19 protein-coding genes are annotated in these 18,624 nt (G+C 45.9%); 9 read left to right on the plus strand and 10 right to left on the minus strand.

Annotated elements, in window-relative coordinates; all coding sequences use genetic code 11:
• Window positions 1-266 precede the first annotated feature (266 nt).
• From ychF to lolB, 5 genes are all read right to left on the minus strand, one after another.
• Window positions 267-1,358: a redox-regulated ATPase YchF gene (ychF, locus tag VNE01S_RS00005; protein WP_053397026.1), complete on the minus strand. Its 1,092-nt coding sequence runs from the start codon at window positions 1,356-1,358 to the stop codon at window positions 267-269.
• A gap of 10 nt (window positions 1,359-1,368) precedes the next feature.
• Window positions 1,369-1,959, minus strand: a complete 591-nt coding sequence (gene pth, locus VNE01S_RS00010) for an aminoacyl-tRNA hydrolase (protein ID WP_053397025.1) — start codon at window positions 1,957-1,959, stop codon at window positions 1,369-1,371.
• 147 nt (window positions 1,960-2,106) lie between these two features.
• Complete coding sequence (locus VNE01S_RS00015; protein ID WP_053397024.1) at window positions 2,107-3,051, minus strand: ribose-phosphate pyrophosphokinase; 945 nt, start codon at window positions 3,049-3,051, stop codon at window positions 2,107-2,109.
• 28 nt (window positions 3,052-3,079) lie between these two features.
• Window positions 3,080-3,952, minus strand: a complete 873-nt coding sequence (gene ispE / locus VNE01S_RS00020; protein ID WP_053397023.1) for a 4-(cytidine 5'-diphospho)-2-C-methyl-D-erythritol kinase — start codon at window positions 3,950-3,952, stop codon at window positions 3,080-3,082.
• Window positions 3,949-4,566 (minus strand): lipoprotein insertase outer membrane protein LolB, encoded by a 618-nt coding sequence (gene lolB, locus VNE01S_RS00025; protein WP_053397022.1) that lies wholly within the window; start codon window positions 4,564-4,566, stop codon window positions 3,949-3,951. The genes ispE and lolB overlap by 4 nt, the downstream gene beginning before the upstream one ends.
• Before the next feature lie 160 nt (window positions 4,567-4,726).
• Between lolB and hemA the strand changes: the two genes are divergently transcribed.
• The 8 genes from hemA (at window position 4,727) to ybaK (ending at window position 12,711) form a co-directional block, all read left to right on the plus strand.
• Window positions 4,727-5,986 (plus strand): glutamyl-tRNA reductase, encoded by a 1,260-nt coding sequence (gene hemA / locus VNE01S_RS00030; protein ID WP_053397021.1) that lies wholly within the window; start codon window positions 4,727-4,729, stop codon window positions 5,984-5,986.
• A 38-nt stretch (window positions 5,987-6,024) separates the two neighbouring features.
• Window positions 6,025-7,113 carry a peptide chain release factor 1 gene (gene prfA, locus VNE01S_RS00035; RefSeq protein WP_053397020.1) on the plus strand — a complete coding sequence of 363 codons (1,089 nt, stop codon included), beginning with the start codon at window positions 6,025-6,027 and terminating at the stop codon, window positions 7,111-7,113.
• A 3-nt stretch (window positions 7,114-7,116) separates the two neighbouring features.
• Window positions 7,117-7,977: a peptide chain release factor N(5)-glutamine methyltransferase gene (prmC, locus tag VNE01S_RS00040; protein ID WP_053397019.1), complete on the plus strand. Its 861-nt coding sequence runs from the start codon at window positions 7,117-7,119 to the stop codon at window positions 7,975-7,977.
• A 10-nt stretch (window positions 7,978-7,987) separates the two neighbouring features.
• Window positions 7,988-8,371: a SirB2 family protein gene (locus VNE01S_RS00045; protein WP_053397018.1), complete on the plus strand. Its 384-nt coding sequence runs from the start codon at window positions 7,988-7,990 to the stop codon at window positions 8,369-8,371.
• 18 nt (window positions 8,372-8,389) lie between these two features.
• Window positions 8,390-9,199, plus strand: coding sequence for a SirB1 family protein (locus VNE01S_RS00050; protein WP_053397017.1), 810 nt, complete (start codon window positions 8,390-8,392; stop codon window positions 9,197-9,199).
• 47 nt (window positions 9,200-9,246) lie between these two features.
• A complete protein-coding gene (gene kdsA, locus VNE01S_RS00055) occupies window positions 9,247-10,098 on the plus strand; it encodes a 3-deoxy-8-phosphooctulonate synthase (RefSeq protein ID WP_053397016.1) in 852 nt (283 codons plus the stop codon).
• A gap of 375 nt (window positions 10,099-10,473) precedes the next feature.
• Window positions 10,474-12,135, plus strand: a complete 1,662-nt coding sequence (gene ushA, locus VNE01S_RS00060; protein ID WP_053397015.1) for a bifunctional UDP-sugar hydrolase/5'-nucleotidase UshA — start codon at window positions 10,474-10,476, stop codon at window positions 12,133-12,135.
• A 102-nt stretch (window positions 12,136-12,237) separates the two neighbouring features.
• Entirely contained in the window at window positions 12,238-12,711 is a 474-nt protein-coding gene (gene ybaK / locus VNE01S_RS00065) for a Cys-tRNA(Pro) deacylase (RefSeq protein WP_053397014.1), read from the plus strand.
• Window positions 12,712-12,780: 69 nt separating this feature from the next.
• Here the strand turns inward: ybaK and VNE01S_RS00070 are convergent, their stop codons facing one another.
• On the minus strand, window positions 12,781-14,028 hold the full coding sequence (locus VNE01S_RS00070; RefSeq protein WP_053397013.1) for a uracil-xanthine permease family protein: 1,248 nt from the start codon (window positions 14,026-14,028) through the stop codon (window positions 12,781-12,783).
• Window positions 14,029-14,291: 263 nt separating this feature from the next.
• On the opposite strand from VNE01S_RS00070, the gene VNE01S_RS00075 reads away from it, so the two are divergent.
• Window positions 14,292-15,533, plus strand: coding sequence for a DUF2066 domain-containing protein (locus VNE01S_RS00075; RefSeq protein ID WP_053397012.1), 1,242 nt, complete (start codon window positions 14,292-14,294; stop codon window positions 15,531-15,533).
• A gap of 55 nt (window positions 15,534-15,588) precedes the next feature.
• On the opposite strand, the gene VNE01S_RS00080 is transcribed toward VNE01S_RS00075, so the two are convergent.
• Genes VNE01S_RS00080 through bepA form a run of 4 tightly spaced genes read right to left on the minus strand, consistent with a single transcriptional unit; the run spans window position 15,589 to window position 18,396 of the window.
• Complete coding sequence (locus VNE01S_RS00080) at window positions 15,589-16,014, minus strand: DUF2069 domain-containing protein (RefSeq protein ID WP_053397011.1); 426 nt, start codon at window positions 16,012-16,014, stop codon at window positions 15,589-15,591.
• A 5-nt stretch (window positions 16,015-16,019) separates the two neighbouring features.
• Complete coding sequence (gene wrbA / locus VNE01S_RS00085) at window positions 16,020-16,586, minus strand: NAD(P)H:quinone oxidoreductase (protein WP_053397010.1); 567 nt, start codon at window positions 16,584-16,586, stop codon at window positions 16,020-16,022.
• On the minus strand, window positions 16,583-16,927 hold the full coding sequence (gene arsC / locus VNE01S_RS00090) for an arsenate reductase (glutaredoxin) (protein WP_053397009.1): 345 nt from the start codon (window positions 16,925-16,927) through the stop codon (window positions 16,583-16,585). Before arsC ends, wrbA begins: the two co-directional genes overlap by 4 nt.
• 17 nt (window positions 16,928-16,944) lie before the next feature.
• Window positions 16,945-18,396: a beta-barrel assembly-enhancing protease gene (gene bepA / locus VNE01S_RS00095; protein ID WP_053397008.1), complete on the minus strand. Its 1,452-nt coding sequence runs from the start codon at window positions 18,394-18,396 to the stop codon at window positions 16,945-16,947.
• Window positions 18,397-18,624: the final 228 nt, after the last annotated feature.

Raw genomic sequence — 18,624 nt, forward strand, 5'->3', positions numbered from 1 at the left:
ACCATGTTTTTCGTTCTCGTCGCTTCGTTGCCTTATCGTCGGGAACGGCGCGCATTATGCGAAGTTGAGCTAGATCCGTCAACAGTTTTTTTGAATAAATTAGCGAAAATAACTCGTTCGATTTCTTTTTAATCAAAGAGGCGTGTTAATGATCAAAAACAGCTAATAAAATGACAATGGCCTTGGACTTTATTAGTTGCGCTATTGGTATATATAAAAAAGCCAGCACGAATGCTGGCTTTTAAAGTCAAAGACTTGAACGAATTTTAAACGTTGAAGCGGAAGTGAACCACATCGCCATCTTTCACGATGTATTCTTTACCTTCAAGACGCCATTTACCTGCGTCTTTTGCGCCACTTTCACCGTTGTATTGGATAAAGTCATCGTATCCAACCACTTCAGCACGGATGAAGCCTTTTTCGAAGTCTGTGTGGATCTTACCAGCTGCTTGCGGTGCGGTTGCGCCAACAGGAATAGTCCATGCGCGCACTTCTTTAACACCAGCAGTGAAGTAAGTGTGTAGAGTCAGCAATTCGTAACCGGAACGGATTACACGATTCAGGCCCGGTTCTTCAATGCCCATATCCGCTAAGAACTCTTCACGATCTTCATCGTCTAGTTCAGATAGCTCGGACTCAATTGCTGCACACACAGGAACCACAACATTATTCTCTTTTGCTGCGTATTCGCGTACTGCGTCAAGATACGGGTTGTCTTCAAAACCGTCTTCATTAACGTTAGCAATGTACATTGTTGGCTTAAGTGTTAGGAAGTTTAGGTAGCCAATCGCTGCCAGTTCTTCTTTAGATAGCTCAACTGTACGTGCCATACCACCTTCTGTTAACACAGGAAGTAGTTTTTCTAGAACAGTCAGTTCAAACTTGGCATCTTTGTCGCCGCCTTTTGCTTTTTTAGCGTTACGCTGAATAGCGCGTTCACAAGAATCTAGGTCAGCCATGGCAAGCTCAAGGTTGATCACCTCGATATCTTCGATTGGCGATACTTTACCTGATACGTGAACGATGTTTTCGTTTTCAAAGCAACGTACTACGTGGCCAATGGCGTCTGTTTCACGGATGTTAGCTAGGAATTTATTACCTAGACCTTCACCTCTTGAAGCGCCTGCTACTAGACCAGCAATGTCAACAAATTCCATTGTTGTTGGCAGTACTTTCTGTGGGTTAACGATTTTCGCTAGCGCATCCAGACGTAGATCTGGCACTGGTACAACACCAGTATTTGGTTCGATTGTACAGAACGGGAAGTTTGCTGCTTCGATACCCGCTTTAGTTAGTGCGTTAAACAGAGTTGATTTACCAACGTTTGGCAGACCAACGATGCCACATTTAAAACCCATGATGATAACCTTATTCAGCTTTGAACGTGTGTAGACGGTTTTGTGCTTTTGATAAGCCATCCTTTAAAAGGATGTCTAAGCAACGAACAGATTCGTCTGCTGCTGCATCAAGAAGCTCTTGTTCTTTCGCAGGGGCTTTACCAAGCACAAAACCCGCTACTTTATCTTTGTGTCCAGGATGGCCAATGCCAATCCTTAAACGATAAAAATCTTTGCAATTGCCAAGTTTACTGATGGTGTCGCGAAGGCCGTTGTGACCGCCATGGCCACCACCTTTCTTAAATTTAGCGACACCAGGAGGTAAATCCAGCTCATCGTGCGCTACCATGATCTCTTCCGGCTTTATTTGATAGAACTTCGCTAATGCGGCGATAGCCTTACCCGAAAGGTTCATAAAGGTGGTAGGGACAAGCAGTCGAAGATCCTGACCATTCATCATTATTCGTCCGGTCATACCGAAGAACTTAGATTCGTTCTTTAAAGTAATGTTGTGGACGCGTGCGAGTTCTTCTACTACCCAAGCGCCGGCATTATGACGAGTTTTGGCATATTCAGGCCCAGGGTTTGCTAGGCCGACAAGAAGTTTAATTTGTTGACTCAAGGTTAGGATCTCTCTTGGAATCTCAAAAAGCGCAGTATGATAGCACAGAAATCTTATAACGGGCGAGGTGAGGATAGTGCACGTATTGCGAAAATAAAAAAACACCCCGAAGAGGGGTGTTTTTTGAATCAGTTTCTAATCTGGCGATTAGTTGAACATCGCAGAGATAGACTCTTCATTGCTGATGCGACGGATGGCTTCAGCCAGCATGCGAGATAGGCTTAGACAAGTAACTTTACCTGTCGCTTCCATCTCTTTAGGTAGCGTGATTGAGTCCGTTACGATCACTTGATCTAGAACTGAGTTACCGATGTTTTGTGCAGCATTTCCTGAGAATACAGCGTGAGTTGCGTAAGCGAATACACGCTTAGCACCGCGCTCTTTGAGTGCTTCTGCTGCTTTACATAGTGTGCCACCAGTGTCGATCATATCGTCAACGATGACACAATCGCGACCTTCTACGTCACCGATTAGGTTCATTACTTCAGAAACGTTTGCACGTGGACGACGCTTATCAACGATAGCAATATCGATATCACCTAGTGCTTTTGCAGTCGCGCGAGCACGCACAACACCGCCAAGGTCAGGAGAAACCACAACTGGGTTTTCTAGGCCACGAGCTTGCATATCTTCAAGAAGAACTGGTGTACCGAAGATGTTATCTACTGGTACATCGAAGAAACCTTGAATTTGTTCAGCGTGAAGGTCGATAGTAAGAACGCGGTCAACACCTACGTTAGAAAGGAAATCAGCAACAACTTTAGCAGTAATTGGCACACGAGCAGAGCGTACACGACGGTCTTGACGAGCGTAACCAAAATAAGGGATAACTGCAGTAATACGGCCCGCTGAAGCGCGGCGCATTGCGTCAATCATCACTACTAGTTCCATTAGGTTGTCGTTAGTTGGTGCGCAGGTAGATTGGATGATGAAAACATCGCTACCACGTACGTTTTCGTTGATTTGAACAGCGACTTCGCCGTCAGAGAAACGAGAAACAGATGCGTCACCAAGAGAGATGTAAAGACGATCAGCAATACGTTGGGCTAGTTCAGGTGTAGCGTTACCAGCAAATAGCTTCATATCAGGCACGGTGGAAACCTCGGGGTTGCGTCCAGTTTTAGATAGATTGTTTGTGGGCTAATTGGTACTTAGCCAAAGTCTCGTGTAAAGGTGAAGTGTTCTTACCTTGTGCAATAAATGCAGAGACAGTGTCAGGTAGTTTTTCAAAGACATTTTGTGCTTCGCTTTTGCTTGAAAACTCAGCAAAAACGCACGATCCAGTCCCCGTCAATCTTGACGGCGCGTATTGTAGCAGCCATGAAAGTTGCTTATCAACCTCTTGGTAGAGCATTCGGACAATTTTTTCGCAATCGTTTCCGTAATCACTGTCAAGAAGCGTTGCCAGCGCTCGTTTTGGCGTATTTCTGGTCAATTCTGGGTGAGTGAAAATATCAACCGTTGCGATACTCACATCGGGCCTGACGACTAAGTACCACTTTTCATCAGGTTCAGCTTTAGTTAATTGCTCACCGACCCCTTCAGCAAAAGCGGCAAAGCCACGGGTAAATACAGGGACATCCGCGCCTAGTTTTAGTCCGATTTCTGCCAATTCGTCTTCAGAAATATTGATTTGCCATAGGTGATTAAGCGCCACCAGAGTTGTCGCTGCATTTGATGAACCACCACCGATGCCACCGCCCATAGGAAGGACTTTATTCAAGTTAATGTGCGCTCCCCATTGGCAACCAGACTGTTTTTGTAGTGCCGTCGCGGCTTTCCAAATCAGGTTATCTTGCAATGGGACGCCTGGGATTTCCGGGCTAAGTGTGATCTCTCCGCTGTCATTGGCAGTAATTGTTAGCTCGTCACCATGATCCAGAAATTGAAACAAGGTTTGCAGTTCATGATAACCGTTGTCTCTGCGGCCAGTGATATAGAGAAATAAATTAAGTTTAGCCGGAGAAGGCCAAGAGGTGGTGTCAGTGATCATGAGTTCAGATCCCACTTGGTAATAACAATATTAATGGCGATATCTTGTTGCTTGAGCTTTAACTTTTTGGGTAGCGGTAATGCTACGCCTGAAAACTGAATGTCTGTATATTCTATGTATTCAAGTTGCCAAAGTTGTTCATCAATAAGCTTGTTCAGTGCTGCTACCGTATTGGTATCGTTCAGTTGATAGGCGTCAGCGCCAGTTGGATCACCTAATAGCCAGTGATTTAGATATTCTACTGGGATGGTTAACCCAGTAAGCTGATAGATAAGAGTATTGGCATCTTTAGAAGAGTAGGTGTCGTCATCGTACGTTTCGACCACCGCGCCTTGAGGGGTAATTTTTAGATTGAGTGCCGTCTGACCTAAAAACGTGGTTAACCTAAGCTGCTGCGAGTGTTGTGCGTGTTTCCACTGAAAATTTAGCGATTGTCGCTGCTCGGGCGAAATGTAGCCTAATTTTCCATTTGAACTGTATTGTGTGATGGTGTCTAAACGTTGCTGATGAGCATCCCACTCTACATTTGTGTTACTGGTTTCAAAACTAGCACAGCCCGACAGAACCAGCGCGTTTAGAGCAAGAAGCCAAAGAGGGCGAAAATTCGTCATCATTGTTGTTTATTTATCCAAAATCCTGTTGCCTTGCGCCACACTATATCACTGAAATCACGAACTAAAGAAAACATATCCTTAATACCCTTTAATTAAATTGGGCCATCAAGTAAAATTCTGTCCCTATTTATTCACATCTGATTCAGAGAACTCGCGATACATGTCTTTGCTTGCTATAGGTATCAATCATAATACGGCCTCGGTTGAACTGCGTGAAAAAGTTGCCTTTGGACCGGAAAAGCTACCTGAAGCGCTTAAGCAGCTCGGTGATAATCCTTCGGTCAATGGTAGCGTTATCGTCTCTACGTGCAACCGAACGGAAATATACTGTGACGTAAAAGGATCAGGAAAAAGTAAAATTATTGAGTGGCTGTCGCTTTTTCATGAGGTTAGCCCAGAAGAGCTAAAACCCAGCCTATATACGTATGAAGAGCAAGCGGCGATACGCCACCTCATGCGAGTATCTTGTGGATTGGACTCTTTGGTTCTTGGAGAGCCTCAGATACTGGGGCAGGTAAAGCAAGCCTATACTGACGCAAGAGAACACAAAGCGGTAGACTCCGCGATGGAGAAGCTGTTTCAGAAGACTTTCTCTGTGGCTAAACGCGTACGTACTGAAACCGATATCGGCGGAAATGCGGTTTCTGTCGCGTATGCCGCTTGTACTCTGGCTAAACATATCTTTGAATCGTTGGAAGCCTCCAGCGTGCTGCTCGTCGGTGCGGGAGAAACGATAGAGTTGGTGGCCAAACACCTTTCGGCCAATGGTTGCAAAAAGATGATTGTGGCAAACAGAACGCGAGAAAGAGCCCTACCACTCGCGGAAGAATTTGGCGCCCAGATCATCGGTTTACCTGAGATTCCTGAGTATTTGCCTCAAGCTGATATTGTGATCAGCTCAACCGCCAGTCCATTGCCTATCATCGGCAAAGGGATGGTAGAAACCGCACTCAAAGCAAGACGTTCGCAACCCATGTTACTGGTCGACATTGCCGTCCCACGCGATATTGAATCTCAAGTGGGCGAACTGAATGATGCATACCTGTATACGGTCGATGATTTGCAGTCGATTGTGGAAAGCAATATGGAACAGCGAAAAATTGAAGCGATTCAAGCTGAAGCCATCGTCAGTGAAGAAAGTGCGGCCTTTATGTCGTGGCTGCGTTCACTGCAAGCGGTCGATAGTATTCGTGACTACCGACGCAGTGCCAATGATATCCGTAGCGAACTGCTAAATAGAAGTATTCAGTCTCTCGCTGCAGGTGCAGATCCTGAAAAAGTGTTGTTGGAACTGAGTAACAAACTCACCAATAAGCTGATACATGCACCGACACGCGCATTGCAAAGTGCAGCAGAGCAAGGCGAGCCAGCTAAACTCGCTATTATTCGACAAAGTTTGGGTCTAGAAGACTCTTTTTGAGTCCACGACTCCTAATTAACCCCCCTGAGTTAAAAACTATGAAAGCCTCGATTCTAACTAAGCTAGAAACACTTGTTGAGCGTTACGAAGAAGTTCAACACCTGCTTGGTGATCCTGATGTAATTGGTGACCAAGACAAATTCCGTGCTCTATCAAAAGAGTACTCACAGCTAGAAGAAGTGACTAAGTGTTTCCAAGCCTACCAGCAAGCACAAGAAGACCTCGTTGCCGCTGAAGATATGGCAAACGAAGACGACGAAGAAATGCGTGAAATGGCTCAGGAAGAGATCAAAGAAGCAAAAGAAACGATTGAGCGCCTTAATGATGAACTGCAGATCTTGCTGCTTCCTAAAGATCCAAATGATGACCGTAACTGTTTCCTAGAGATCCGTGCGGGTGCGGGTGGTGATGAAGCGGGCATCTTTGCCGGTGACTTGTTCCGTATGTACAGCAAGTTTGCTGAAAAGAAAGGCTGGCGTATTGAAGTGATGTCTTCAAACGAATCAGAACACGGTGGCTACAAAGAGATGATCGCCAAAGTGAGCGGCGACGGTGCTTACGGTGTGCTTAAGTTTGAGTCAGGCGGTCACCGTGTACAACGTGTACCAGCTACGGAATCTCAAGGTCGTGTGCATACATCGGCTTGTACAGTCGCAGTAATGGCTGAAATCCCAGAAGCGGAGATCCCTGAAATCAAAGCGGCAGACCTGAAGATCGATACATTCCGTGCGTCAGGCGCGGGTGGTCAGCACGTTAACACCACGGATTCTGCGATTCGTATTACCCACTTGCCAACAGGTACAGTGGTAGAGTGTCAGGATGAGCGTTCTCAGCATAAGAACAAAGCAAAAGCGATGTCTGTGCTAGCCGCTCGTATTACCCAAGCGGAAGAAGCAAAACGCGCGGCAGAAGTGTCAGATACTCGTCGCAACCTACTAGGTTCTGGTGACCGTAGTGACCGCATCCGTACTTATAACTACCCACAAGGTCGTGTTTCTGATCACCGTATCAACCTGACGGTTTATCGCCTTAACGAAGTGATGGAAGGGGACTTGGCAAGCTTGGTTGATCCTGTCATTCAAGAGCACCAAGCCGATCAGTTGGCAGCATTGGCAGAGAATAACTAATCGATGCCGATTGAACACAGTGTCGAAAACACACTAAAGCAAGCCGTGATGCGACTTCAAGAGAGTGGCAGTGATTCGCCTTCTCTTGATGCTGCAGTATTGCTTTGCCATGCTCTCGATAAACCGCGCTCATTTCTGCTCACATGGCCGGAAAAAATCCTCGAAGAGGAGCAGTTGAAGCGTTTCGAACAGATTCTTTCACGCCGCATTAATGGTGAGCCAGTGGCTTACATTATCGGTGAGCGAGAGTTTTGGTCGTTGCCGCTGGCTGTTTCACCAAGTACGTTGATCCCACGTCCTGATACGGAGCGTTTGGTAGAAATCGCGTTAGATAAAGCGGTGGATACACCAGGAGACATACTTGATCTTGGGACGGGGACTGGCGCGATCGCGATTGCGCTGGCCTCGGAGCTTCCTCAACGAAAAGTATGGGGTGTTGACCTCAAAACAGAGGCAAAAGAGCTTGCAACGAGAAACGCTGAGCGGTTAGGTTTTACCAATACAGCGTTTCATGCTGGAAGCTGGTTCGAACCCATTGAGGATGGAACGCAGTTTGCTTTGATTGTTTCAAATCCACCGTATATTGAAAAAACCGACCCGCATCTGACGCAGGGAGACGTTCGTTTTGAACCTCTCAGTGCGTTAGTCGCGGAAGAAAATGGTTTAGCCGATATAAAACACATTGCAAAAAATGCACTGGCCTATCTGATGACAGGCGGCTGGTTGATGTTTGAGCACGGTTACGATCAAGGCGATGCAGTCAGAGAGATTTTAAGCTCGCTTGGCTATGACCAAGTGGAAACGTTCAAGGATTATGGTGACAACGATCGAGTAACTATCGGTCGTTGGCAGCCTGAAAAATAGAGAAAATATTATGTACGAAGGAATTAAACATTTCCACTTACTCACGATTGCCATTAGTGCAATCATGCTTTCTGTGCGTTATGCGCTGATGATGGCGAATTCACAACTGGTGGACAAAAAGTTTTTTAAAGTCTTTCCGCACATTAATGACACCTTATTGCTGGGTACCGGCCTTGCGCTTGTGTTTATTAGCGGCTTTATTCCGTTTACGGATGCGGCTCCGTGGTTAACAGAAAAACTGACGTGCGTACTGGCTTATATTGCGCTCGGCTTTTTTGCTTTGAAATTAGGTAAAAACAAACTGTTGCGTACTTTCTCATTCTTTGGCGCACTCGGTTGGTTAGCCATTGCAGGAAAAATAGCAGTAACGAAAACCCCAGTTCTTTTTGGTTAATGAGGTAGGTAACCCATCATGCTTGAGTTATTTGATGAGGATTTTGATGCAATGGAACTTGCCGAAGGGGCACTGGTTTTAAACAAAGCGGTGAATCCTGAGACCAAGGTCCAATGGGCTGAAAATGAACTGCATCGATTACTACAAGAAGCTGAGTTAGTGCTTGCACATGAAACCGATGAAAAACAGCGCTTTGGTGTTCTTTTGCGTCTCTTTTATCATGAGTGGGGATTCAAAGGCGACCAAGATGCGTATTTTGATTCAGCCAACGCATTCATTGACAAAGTATTGGAAAGGCGCCGAGGTATTCCGGTGAGTTTAGGCGCGCTTCTGTTGTATTTTGGCCGCAAGTTGGGTTTTCCACTGAGAGGGATCACCTTTCCAAGTCAGTTTTTGGTGAAAGTTGAGTGGTATGGTGAAGCACCTCAGTACATTAATCCCTTCAATGGTGAGTTTGTCTCTGAGCATACGCTTGGCGCATGGCTGATCGGTCACAAAGGGCCCCTGGCTAAATTAAAACCGACTCATTTAGAAGAAACGGATAATCCAACGGTCATCGGCCGGTGGTTAGCGGTTCTGAAAAGCGCTCTACTCAGAGAAGAACGCTATACTTTGGCTTTGAGATGTACCGATTTAGCGCTAACATTTGTGCCGGATGACCCTTACGAAATTCGTGACCGCGGTTTTATCTACCAGCAACTAGACTGCCATCAGATCGCGTTGACTGATTATCAGTATTTTATCGAGCAGTGCCCGGACGATCCGGCGTCGGAGCTACTAAAGAATCAAGTGAGTGCCATGAGTTCCACTCAGGTCACTTTGCACTAAGTCCATCGGATTGCTGGTGGACAACAAAATTGAATAGAGAGAAGAAAATGGAACAGAAAATCGTTCACGTTGGCGATATTCCAGTTGCTAACGACAAGCCATTCACACTATTTGCAGGCATGAACGTGCTTGAGTCTCGCGATATGGCAATGCAGATTTGTGAGCACTACGTAAAAGTCACTGAAAAGCTAGGCATTCCATACGTATTTAAAGCTTCTTTCGATAAAGCAAACCGCAGCTCTGTGCACTCTTACCGTGGCCCTGGCCTAGAAGAAGGTATGAAGATCTTCCAAGAGCTAAAAGACACGTTTGGCGTAAAAATCATTACGGATGTACACACAGAAGCGCAAGCTCAGCCAGTGGCTGATGTTGTAGATGTGATCCAGCTTCCTGCTTTCCTAGCGCGTCAGACTGACCTTGTAGAAGCGATGGCGAAAACGGGTGCCGTGATCAACGTGAAGAAGCCTCAGTTTATGAGCCCTGGTCAAGTTGGCAATATCGTTGAGAAATTCGCTGAGTGCGGCAATGAAAACATCATTCTTTGTGAGCGTGGTTCATGTCACGGTTACGATAACCTAGTGGTAGATATGCTAGGTTTCGGTGTAATGAAGAAAGTGTCTAACGGCAGCCCAATCATTTTTGACGTGACTCACTCGCTACAAATGCGCGACCCATCGGGTGCGGCTTCTGGCGGTCGTCGTGAGCAAACTGTGGAGCTGGCGAAAGCCGGTCTGGCAACGGGTATTGCGGGTTTGTTCATTGAAGCGCACCCAAATCCAGATCAAGCTAAGTGTGATGGTCCATCAGCACTGCCTCTAGATAAACTAGAACCTTTCCTTGCTCAGATGAAAGCATTGGACGACTTGATTAAAGGTTTCGAGAATATCGATATCAAATAATCTGTAACGGCAGAAATAGACATGAAAAGGTTGGCTTAAACGCCAACCTTTTTTATTGGCAGCGTATTATTACTACCTCTGTTGAATAAGAGGTTTCGCTCGCAATATCAGTCAATTAAGCGGACTTCACAGCTAAACGATTGCCTGTGATCACCGAATAAAGCAATTGTAATTGTGTGGGTTTGTTACACATTTCTGGGTTCTTTTAGGTGATCTACTCTACATAAATATGAAATCAGTCTGTCAGGTATATATTGTTAATTTAAACTAGTTCAAGTTTTACTGTTCTCATCGGACTTCTTTTCCAAATATGTCTATTCATTAGAGCAGTAAGAAAAAAGCAGTGGAAATTAAAAAAGTTCAAAAGGTATGACAATGAAGCAAGGCCTGATCGTGAAAAGCGCACTGAGCGCGGCAATTCTTGCAACTCTAGCTGGCTGTGCAACCGCACCTCAGCACGAATGGGAAGCAGATAAAACATATAAGCTGACGGTTCTACACACCAATGACCACCATGGTCGTTTCTGGCAGAACAAATACGGCGAGTACGGTATGGCGGCACGTAAGACATTGATTGATGAACTACGTGCAGAAATTAAAGCGGAAGGTGGTAGCGTTCTTCTGCTATCTGGTGGTGATATCAACACGGGTGTCCCTGAATCGGATCTTCAAGATGCAGAACCTGACTTCAAAGGTATGAGCAAAATTGGTTACGACGCGATGGCGTTAGGTAACCATGAGTTCGACAACCCAATTGAAGTTCTTCTTCAACAGAAAGACTGGGCTAACTTCCCAATGCTATCTGCGAATATCTACGACAAGAAGACTGGCGAACGTATGTTCCAGGCTTATGAGGTGTTTGAGAAGCAAGGCATTAAGATTGCGGTTATTGGCCTAACGACGGAAGATACGGCGAAAATTGGTAACCCAGAATTTATCGGTGGTATTGATTTCCGCGACCCTAAAGCTGAAGCGAAAAAACTCATCGCTGAACTAGAAGAAACGGAAAAACCAGACCTAATCTTCGCTGTGACTCACATGGGCCACTATGAAAATGGCAACCGTGGTGTCAACGCACCTGGCGATGTGGCACTTGCTCGCTACCTTGACGAAGGCTCTCTAGACATGATTGTGGGTGGTCACTCACAAGAGCCTGTGTGTATGGAAGCGCCAAATGTTGTTAAGAAAAACTTTAAGCCTTCTGACGAATGTAAGCCAGACATGCAAAATGGTACTTACATTGTTCAAGCTCACGAATGGGGTAAATACGTCGGCCGCGCTGATTACGAATTCCGTAACGGTGAGCTAGAGATGGTAAGCTACGATCTGATCCCAGTGAACCTAAAGAAGAAGATCAAAGTAAACGGTGAATCTCAGCGCGTTCTAATTGAGAGTGAAATCGCTGAAGATGCAGAAATGCTAGAATTCCTACGCCCTTACCAAGAGAAAGGTCAAGCTCAGTTAGACGTTCAAATTGCTGAAACGAATGGCAAGCTTGAAGGAGACCGTAACGTGGTCCGTTTCCAACAAACGAACCTAGGTCGTTTGATTGCGGCTTCTCATATGGAGCGCGCAAAAGCAGATTTCGCAGTGATGAACTCTGGCGGTGTACGTGACTCAATTGCACCTGGTAATGTGACTTACAAAGATGTGCTTAAGGTTCAGCCATTTGCAAATATCCTGACTTATACCGACATGAGCGGTAAAGAGGTTCTGGATTACTTAAACGTAGTCGCAACAAAACCAGTAGACTCGGGCGCATACGCTCAGTTTGCGGGTATCACTATGACGGTTGCTAACGGTGAAGTATCGAACGTATTTATTAATGGTAAACAGCTTCGTCTAGACGAAACTTACCGCTTCACTGTACCAAGCTTCAACGCAGCGGGTGGTGACGGTTACCCTAAACTGACAGGTCACCCTGGCTTTGTTAACACTGGCTTTGTTGATGCAGAAGTTCTAAAAGACTTCCTAGAAGCAAACAGCCCAGTCGATGTGAACAAATTTGCGCCATCAGGTGAAATTGTTTACAAGTAAATTGACATCAATTTAGAAATCCCATTAACTAGAAGCGCTGCACAATCTGCAGCGCTTTTTTATTGATAGTATTTCATTTTATTCCTTTCGATTGGAGAACCTATGACTCCAGCAATCAATCTCGCTAAGAAGAAAAAGATCGCTCATACCATTCATCAATATGCTCATGACCCTAGAGCGGACAGCTACGGTTTGGAAGCGGCAGAAGTATTGGGGCAAGATCCATCTCAAGTATTTAAAACTTTGCTGTTTTGTTTAAATGGTGAGCCGAAAAGCTTAGCCGTTGCGGTGATCCCCGTAGACCAAAAGTTGAACCTGAAGTTGGCAGCAAAAGCCGCAAAAGCAAAGAAAGCCGATATGGCTGATCCTGATATCGCGCAGAAAACGACAGGGTATGTGGTTGGGGGCATTAGCCCATTAGGCCAAAAGAAAGCACTGCCTACTTTTATTCATCAGAGCGCGTTAGACAAAGAAACTATCTGCGTCAGTGCGGGTAAACGAGGATTAGAAATCGAGCTGGCGGCGCAAGATTTAGCGACACTGACACGCGGGCAATTTGCTGAGTTGTGTCTGTAACTTAATGGCTATAAAAATTAAAAAGGCTGGCGAAGATTGCCAGCCTTTTTTAGTCAACTTCTGGATGGATTAACGAGTTTCATCTTCCATCTGAGCGTTATCGACCACGTGGTTTTCGCCAAGGTCCTGAGGCAGAACCAAGTTAAGAATGATCGCGACGATACCACATAGGCTCACACCCTGTAGACTGAACTCACCGATACCAAAAGCCATACCACCAATACCGAATACCAAGGTAATCGCAACAATGACTAAGTTGCGGGATTTGTGTAGGTCAACGTTGTTTTTGATCAGTGTATTGAGACCAACGGTGGCAATAGAACCAAACAGTAGGATCATGATACCGCCCATTACAGGCATTGGAATTGTCTGTAAGCTAGCGCCCAATTTACCAACGAGTGCCAGTAAGATTGCCGTTACGGCTGCCCACGTCATGATCACTGGGTTGAATGCTTTGGTTAGCATTACTGCGCCAGTTACTTCTGAGTAAGTAGTGTTTGGTGGCGCACCCACCATAGAAGCGGCGATTGTTGCGATGCCGTCACCTGTTACCGTGCGGTGTAGGCCTGGTTTTTTCAGGTAGTTCTTTCCAGTGACGTTAGAGATAGCCAGCATATCACCCACGTGCTCAACCGCTGGAGCAATGGCGACTGGAATCATAAACAAAACGGCATTGATGTTGAATTCAGGGAGTGTGAAGTTAGGCAGAGCGAACCACGCAGCTTCTTCTACTGGTGTAAAGTCGACGATGCCGTAGCCTAGGCTTAAAGAATAACCGACCACGATGCCGCCAAGGATAGGGGTCAGCTTTAAGAACCCTTTCGCGAACACACTCAGTACGATTGTTGTTACTAATGATGCACAAGAGATAATCATTGATGCATCGGCATCCACTAGTTGAGTGCCGTCTCCCCCTTTACCTAAAGCCATGTTAACGGCAACAGGTGCTAAGCCTAGGCCGATAACCATGATGACAGGGCCGACAACAACAGGCGGCAATAATTTATGAATCACTTCAACACCGCGCGCCTTGATCAATGCGCCCATTGCAACATACACACAGCCAGCAGCCATTAGGCCACCCATAGTTGCAGGGATACCCCAAGTTTGAACACCATAAAGAATAGGAGCGATAAAAGCGAAAGAGGAAGCAAGGAAGATAGGAACAGAACGACGAGTAACAACTTGGAAAAGGAGAGTGCCGACACCAGCACCAAAGAGAGCGACGCTTGGGTCTAGTCCGGTCAGAAGCGGTACCAGAACGAGTGCCCCAAATGCAACGAACAACATTTGAGCACCTTGAATGGCATTTTTCATGTTTTTATTCCTTTAGCTGGCGAAAAGGGTGAATTTCAAGTTTTTCACCCATGAATAAAATAAAATTCGCGGGATTTTATCACCACGGCAATCGATTGCAATCCGAACTGGATCAATATTTTCTTTTTTGTTGCGTTTCAGGTGTGCTCTGGTGTGATATTACGACATTTTTATTTTTTACAAACCTGTCATTTAGTTGCCCACTTTTTGATAGTTGCTTATCATTTGTCACCAAAACATCAGATACCCATCCTAGGAACACTATGCGCCAACTTTTTTTATTCGCTTTAGTCTTCGCTGCACTGCCCGCGACTGCATTAACTTCTGTTGAGCTGTATGAAACGGAAATTGCATTGCAAGAATCCGCCAATGCGGATGAGCAAGCTCGCATTGAAGGAATGAAAAAAGTCATAATTAAAGCATCGGGTGTGCGCGAAGCCATCTCTCACCCTTTAATAAAGAAAGCATTTGAGCGCAGTGATGACTACCTAGCGCATTTTAGCTATGACCAGAAAAATGGCGTTAGAACACTCAAAATGGGATTTAGTGATGAACAGGTTCGCGCTTTATTGACTCAAGCTGAACTTCCTTTTTGGCCAGAGGCGCGTACCTCTGTGTTGGTGTGGTTAGTTCAAGAAGCAGCAGAGCGTGAAATTGTCTGGGAACATTCTAATTCAACAGTATTAAAGGCGATTCGAGAAGCGGCAGACAGGAGAGGATTACCCATTACCGTACCTGTCGGAGACTTTGCAGATGTTACAGGGGTATCGGTATCTGACTTGTGGGGTGGGTTTGCGAAATCGGTTGGTCAAGCCAGTCAGCGTTACCCAGTTGACGCTGTTCTGATTGTGAAGGGGGAAGGCGACCAATTGCGTTGGACGCTTTATGATCAAAAGCCTTCTGAGATAGGCACAAGCCGTCAGGAAATCGTATCAGGTTCAAGCGTGGGGGCTGAATCTGCCAGCCATATGATCAATGAAGTGAGTGATTACTTTGCAGGGAAAAATGCCGTGAAGGTCGCCAGTCGCTCGTCTTCGTCCGTTAAAGCTCGCTTTAGTGGGCTGAATAATCCAATTAGCTTGTTTATTATTGAAAATAAAATCCGACAGCTTAGTTCAGTGGCTTCAGTGGATGTATTGAATCTCCAGGGGACTCAAGTGATGTTGGATATTCATTTGCTATCGTCACAAAAAGAGTTTGAACAAGAATTGTTGCGTAATGTACCAGTTAGACGATTAATGACAGCAAGTGAGTTTAAGCCAGTGGTAGACGATGTTGTTGCGGCAGTATCTGAGCCTGATCTCAACGCATCTAGCGCTGTCAGTACAGCAACTGAGGCAGAAAAGGCGCAGCCTGAAAGCACTCAATCACCGCAAGCGGTTCAATCAACAGAAACATTGTTGCAGTTTGAATGGCAAGAACCTGTAGCAGAAGAGCAACCAGCGGAAAAAACAGAAAATGCGGAACAATTACTAGAGCAGGGTAAACAACCATCAGACGCATAGCTTACTTAGCAATCCGATGATATCAATAGGGCCTGAGAAACAGGCCCTGAGTATATTATTTAGACTCGAAACGATCTTTTTCTTCTTTCTCGACCTTAGATAGCCGCTTTAACTTCATTCCCAATTCTTTCCCTCTGGCACGCGCATAAAGAATATTGCCGAAGAAAGCCATTGTGGTAATGAGCAGTTCAACCACCGCTAACCAACGCTCGCCGCCGTCAATATAGAGTATGGTGAAGCCGTGCAAGAAATAGAGCATCAGGACAAAGTTAGCCCACGCGTGCGTATAAGGTTTGCCTGCCAGTATGCCAGGAAGGGGAAGGATTAACGGTACAGCCCAAGCGATGGCTAAAGTGATATTACTAATATGCGGATGGGGTGACAGTGAAAGTTGCCACAGCGCTATCCAAGTGAGTAATGCCAAATTACTAGACAAAGCAAGTAGGCGAAAAATCTTCGTTTGCGACTGCATCTCTTGCATCTTGATCATTCCTTTACTTTAAGCGCTGTTGTCGCCAGTCGCTTTCCAAGTTGTTGTGCAAGTTCGACTTCTTCTGCCGTTAAGCCTGAGTTTGATGAAGACACCGCACTTGCACCATAAGGTGTTCCACCGCTTGTGGTGGTATGCAGGGTTGGTTCCGAGTAGGGGATGCCTAAAATCATCATGCCATGGTGTAATAAGGGTAGCATCATGCTCTGTAGCGTGGTTTCTTGCCCCCCATGAAGCGTCGACGACGAGCTAAATACACAAGCCGGTTTGTCGATCAGTTCACCAGAAATCCAAATGGAAGTTGTTTGATCCCAAAAGTGTTTTAGTGGCGCCGCCATATTACCAAACCAAACTGGGCTGCCCATCGCCAACCCATCGCACTGTTTTAATTCCTGCAGTGTGATCACTGGGTCAGGGGAAGGTGCTGAACCGCTGATCTCTTCAACAGTGCGAAGTATCGCTTCACAATGAGGGATAGACTCTACCCCTCTTGCAATCTGTCTGGCAATCGAACGTGTGGAGCCGTGGCGACTGTAATACAGAACGATTATTTGGCAGCTCATAAGATCTCTAAAACTTGCTCCGGCGGGCGGCCATGACGTGCCTTACCATTATTGACGACCACGGGGCGCTCCATCAATTTCGGATGCTCTGCCATAGCGGCAAACAGCTCTTCGTCAGAAGCATTAGCTAAGTTGAGCTCTTTATAAATGTCTTCTTTAGTACGCATCATTTTTCGTACTTCAGAAAGCTCAAGCTGCGCGTAGAGCGCTTTCAGCTCTTCAACATTGAGAGGAGTATCAAGGTATTTGATGATCTCAGGTTGAATGCTGTTTTCTTCAAGTAGCGCAAGGGTTTGTCGGCTTTTTGAACAGCGTGGGTTGTGATAAATCACGACAGACATAAACGTAACTCCTGTTGTTATTGTAAGGCTAAGAAGCGTTCTCTTTCGACCATCAACTGGTCGATTCGAGCATCGTATCTTGCTTGTTGTAAACTGCCTAACTCAGCCAGCTGACTGGCTTGAGTGTAGTACTGAATGGCTTTATTCCAATTCGCTTTGAGTGCCAGAATTTCTGCGCGCGCTGCAAGATCTTCACTGCTGTGCCCAGCGCGAATATTGGCTTCTGACAATAAATGCCAGCCGTTCATATCCGTTGGGTGATCATGCGTGTATCGCTGCAATACGCGAATGGCATCTTCATACTTGTCTAGCTTAATGAGTGCGTTGGCATAATTAATGGTCACGACCGCATTATTCGGAGAGGCTTTCAGAGCTTTAACCAGCATGGCTTCGGCTTTAGCTGGCTGATTTTGATGAATGTATACATCGGTTAAAGCATCAATATAGAAAGTGTTATTCGGGTCATTTTTTATCAGCGAATGGAGGATACGACTTGCTTGGTCTAATTCTTTGTTGTCTAGGTGAACCAATGCTCGACCATACTGGAAAGCGGGTTGTATTTGGGCTGATGTTTTCTTCTCTGCACGGTCAAACCAGTCCTGCGCCGCTTTGGCACTCACGCCAGCGTAACGAGCAATCACACGCGCACGAGCAAGGTGGAAATCCAAAGACGAGGAGATACGTGTTTTAGGGTAAGCTTGAGCTCGAGAGCGACTGTCTGTAATACGGTCTTCAGGCAGAGGGTGTGTTAATAGCATTGGTGGTGGTTTGCTCGCATAGCGATACTCATCGGCCAATCGACCAAAAAAGCGTGGCATGGCTTGAGCTTCAAACCCGGCCTTCACCAAAGTTGAGATCCCGAAGTGGTCGGCTTCTTTTTCATTGCTACGCGTATAGTTTATTCGGCCTTGCATGCTGCCAGCGGTTGTTGCCGTGATCGCTGCCATACCCGCTTGAGGCGAGGCAATAGCAAGGAGCAAGGAGCCCGCCAAAGCGGCAATGGTCGCTGGTGTGCGCTTAGCTTGCTCTTCCATACTGCGCGCTAAGTGACGCTGGGTAACGTGTGCAATCTCGTGTGCGACAACAGAGGCCAGTTCACTTTCACTCTGCGCATGCAGAAATAAGCCAGAATGCAACGCAACATACCCGCCAAAAAAAGCGAACGCGTTAATATTCTTGTCACGAATCATAAAAAAAGTGAACGGAGTTTTGACATCATCCGCACTGGCGACCAACTTGTGGCCTAAATTACTAATGTATTCGCTTAATACTGGGTCATTAACAATCGGTTTGCTACTGCGAAGCATACGCATATAGGCATCACCATACTGTAGCTCCTGCGCGATAGATAAAGTGCTACTTGCGGTTGTTCCTATATCTGGCAATTCGAGACTGTTTGCCATCGAAGGTGGTGTGCTAAGCGCAGTGGCAACGCAAAGACACAGCAATGAACGCGTACGTTTAAACATAAATTGTAGATGAGACTCCGTTTGATATATTTGCCTGTACCGTAAGACTCTGGTGAGGCAGAGATACCTTTTTGACACTGAACCGGGAGGATGGTTTCCTCAACGATGATTTACCCGAGTTATCATTCCACTTGGATTCGTCAAAGGTGAGTTAAAGTTTGTTTGGTCAGCTTTCTATTTCCACTGACTCGTGTAAAAAAACACTATACAATAGCCAACATGATAAGC

This window comes from Vibrio nereis NBRC 15637 (assembly GCF_001591105.1).
GTDB classification, from domain to species: Bacteria; Pseudomonadota; Gammaproteobacteria; order Enterobacterales; family Vibrionaceae; genus Vibrio; species Vibrio nereis.